Here is a 3,147-nt window from a genome sequence, read left to right as displayed (position 1 = left end):
GGACGGCGACGGCCACGACCGCGACGTCACGACTGCGCGCGACGGCCGCGGCCCCGGGTGCGCTCACGCAGACCGGCTCAGCTCTCCCGCGTCAGGCGACGGCGGTAGGCGAGCAGGCCGAGCGCGCCGACCATGGCGAAGGCGCCGGCGCCCAGGGCGCCCTTCGCCTCGACACCCTCGGTGCTCCCGCCGCCCGTCTCGACGCCACCCGTGGGCGGAGCGCCGACGGCCGCGCCGGTGACCGTGCCGCACGTCGCCGGGTTGGTGGCCTCCTCGGGGATGCCCTTGACCCCGACGGACTTCGCGAAGCTCGACTCGCCGAGCGCGTCGAGGTCGTACTTGTCGTTGCCGTTGGCGTCGAGGCCGTGCTGCACGATGTGCAGGTTCTTCAGCTTGGCGCCGGCGCCCTCGGGCAGGGTGATCGTGCGCGAGTACGACAGGTTGCCGTTCGCGTCGGCGGTCGGCATGCGGTCGACGGCGAGACCGCTGTCAGGGCTCGTGTCCCCCTTCGTCGTCAGCGAGATCATGATGTCGCCGTAGGTCGGCAGGCCCTCCTCGGTGTTGACCTGGCCGTCGCCGTCCGCGTCGGCAGCCGACGTCGGGCAGGTGAAGTCCTTGTTCTCGTCGAAGGACCCGTGGAAGTGCTGGGCGTGGGGCGAGTTGGGGGTGAACCCCGTGCCCGTGATGTCGACCGTCAGCTGGTCGCCGGCGAGCGACAGCTGTGCGGTCGACGAGGACCCGCTGTCGTTGCCCATCGTGTCGGTGAGCTTCATCGTCCACTTCTCGTCGGCGCTCGCGCCGTTGGCTCCCGCGAGGAGGATCGCGCACGCGGCCGGGGTGGCGAGGGCGGCCTTGGTGAGGGTGTGCATACCTGACTCCTTCGTCGTGGCCGGCCGATCTCGGATGACCGGAGGCCTCGTGGCAGGAGTTCGGGGCGAAGGGAGAAACGGATGGGTCAGCGCGTGCGGAGCTCGGTGCGGCAGCGCTGCTCGAAGGTGTCGAGCTCGGCGAGCGCGTCGTCGATGTCGCGCCGCCGCTGCTCCAGGTCCGCGCGGCGCTCGTCGATCTGGCCGAGCACGTACTCGAGCTGGCTGCGGCGACCGCGCGGTGCGTCGTAGAGGTCGATGATCTTGGCGATCTCGTCGAGCGGGAAGCCGAGCCGCTTGCCGCGCAGCACCAGAGACAGCCGGGTGCGGTCGCGCCGGTGGAAGAGGCGCGTCGTGCCCTGCCGCTCGGGCGAGATGAGCCCGATGTCCTCGTAGTGCCGGACCGTGCGCGTGGTGATGCCGAACTCGTCGGCGACCTCGCGGATCGTCCACGTCCGCGCGTGCTCGTCGGGAGCATCCGCGCTCGGGGGAGTCGCCCCCTTCGTCCGGCTTGTCATGACCCGAGATGATGCTTTACGTTGACGTCAACGTCAAGCAATGGTGCTGCCGGTGACCCCGGGGCGCCGGGAGAGGTCGGGCATGTTCGAGCTGTCGCAGGACCACGAGGACTTCCGCGCGAGCGTGCGCGACTTCGCCGAGCGCGAGGTGGAGCCGCACGTGGCCCAGTGGGACAAGGACCACCACCTGCCGCTCGAGGTCGTGCACCGCATGGGCGACCTCGGCCTCTTCGGGCTCGTCGTCCCCGAGCGCTGGGGCGGGTCGGCCGAGACCGTCGACGGCGTCGTCCAGTCCGACTTCACCGCCCTGTGCGTCGCGATCGAGGAGCTCGGCCGCGTGGACCAGTCCATCGGCATCACGCTCTCCGCCGGCGTCGGCCTGGGCATCAACCCGATCCTCACCTACGGCACCGACGAGCAGCGCGACCGCTGGCTCCCCGACCTCGTCGCCGGGCGCGCGCTCGCCGGCTTCGGTCTCACCGAGCCCGACGCCGGCTCCGACGCCGGTGGCACCCGCACGACGGCGAAGCGCGACGGCGACGAGTGGGTCATCGACGGCGCGAAGTCCTTCATCACCAACTCCGGCACCGACATCACCTCGCTCGTCACGGTGACCGCCCGCACCGGCACGAGCGCGGAGGGTCGCCCGCAGATCTCCGCGATCATCGTCCCCAGCGGCACGCCCGGCTTCACCGTCGAGGCGCCCTACGACAAGCTCGGGTGGAACATCTCCGACACCCACGGGCTGAGCTTCGCCGGCTGCCGCGTCCCCGCCGACCACCTCGTCGGGCAGGAGGGGCAGGGTTTCCGTCAGTTCCTCAAGACGCTCGACGACGGCCGCATCGCCATCTCGGCGCTCGCCACCGGCCTGACCCAGCGGATGCTCGAGCTGGCCACCGACTACGCGCAGACCCGCACCGCCTTCGGCCGGCGATCGGCGTCAACCAGGGCGTGAGCTTCCAGGTCTCCGACCTCGCCGTCATGGCCGAGACCTCCCGCGTGCTCACCTACAAGGCCGCCTGGCTCAAGGACGAGGCCGACCGCGGTCGTCGCTCGACGCAGGAGGTCGCCAAGGCCGCCTCGATCGCCAAGCTCTACACCTCCGAGGCCGCGGTGAGCGCGACGCGCATCGCCACGCAGGTCTTCGGCGGCAACGGCTTCATGGAGGAGTACCCCGTCGCGCGCTTCTACCGCGACGCCAAGATCCTCGAGATCGGCGAGGGCACCTCCGAGGTGCAGCGCATGGTCATCGCCCGCCACCTCGGCCTGCCGGTCTGAGCCGCCCGGACGAAGGAGAGTCCCAGTGAGCAGCTATCCGCTCGACCCCGCGGTCGAGGACGTCCGCCGCCGTATCCGCGAGGCGCACGAGGCCTCCGAGCGCCCGACCGACAAGGCCGCGGCGAAGCTCGAGTCCCAGGGCAAGCTCTACGTCCGCGACCGCATCGCACTGCTCGTCGACGAGGGCAGCTTCGTCGAGGACGGGCGCTATGCCAATGCGCTCGCGCCCGGGCTGCCGGCCGACGGCGTCGTCACCGGCCGCGGGCTCGTCGACGACCGGCCGGTCATCGTCATCGCCAACGACCCGACGGTCAAGGCCGGCTCGTGGGGCGCCCGCACGGTGGAGAAGATCGTGCGCGCCACCGAGACGGCGCTGCGCGAGGAGCTGCCGGTCTTCTGGCTCGTCGACTCCGCGGCGCGCGCATCACCGACCAGGTCGAGATGTTCCCCGGCCGCGCGGCGCCGGTCCGACCGCATAGTCCGAC

Annotated in this window: 2 protein-coding genes and 2 pseudogenes; 2 read left to right on the top strand and 2 right to left on the bottom strand. The window is 71.5% G+C overall.

What is annotated here, in order from left to right; translation table 11 throughout:
• Positions 1-77: 77 nt before the first annotated feature.
• Together AC2W7J_RS16955 and AC2W7J_RS16950 are read right to left on the bottom strand one after the other, a co-directional pair.
• Complete coding sequence (locus AC2W7J_RS16955) at positions 78-869, bottom strand: hypothetical protein (RefSeq protein ID WP_485983845.1); 792 nt, start codon at positions 867-869, stop codon at positions 78-80.
• A gap of 86 nt (positions 870-955) precedes the next feature.
• Positions 956-1,384 carry a MerR family transcriptional regulator gene (locus AC2W7J_RS16950; RefSeq protein ID WP_255184066.1) on the bottom strand — a complete coding sequence of 143 codons (429 nt, stop codon included), beginning with the start codon at positions 1,382-1,384 and terminating at the stop codon, positions 956-958.
• An 82-nt stretch (positions 1,385-1,466) separates the two neighbouring features.
• Here AC2W7J_RS16950 and AC2W7J_RS16945 point away from each other — a divergent pair.
• Together AC2W7J_RS16945 and AC2W7J_RS16940 are read left to right on the top strand one after the other, a co-directional pair.
• A pseudogene (locus tag AC2W7J_RS16945) lies at positions 1,467-2,662 on the top strand (acyl-CoA dehydrogenase family protein).
• A gap of 25 nt (positions 2,663-2,687) precedes the next feature.
• Positions 2,688-3,147, top strand: a pseudogene (locus AC2W7J_RS16940) (carboxyl transferase domain-containing protein); the annotation flags it as partial.

The sequence above is a fragment of the Janibacter sp. CFPM2_SD2 genome (assembly GCF_057364645.1).
This window is presented reverse-complemented; position numbering and strand designations above follow the sequence as displayed.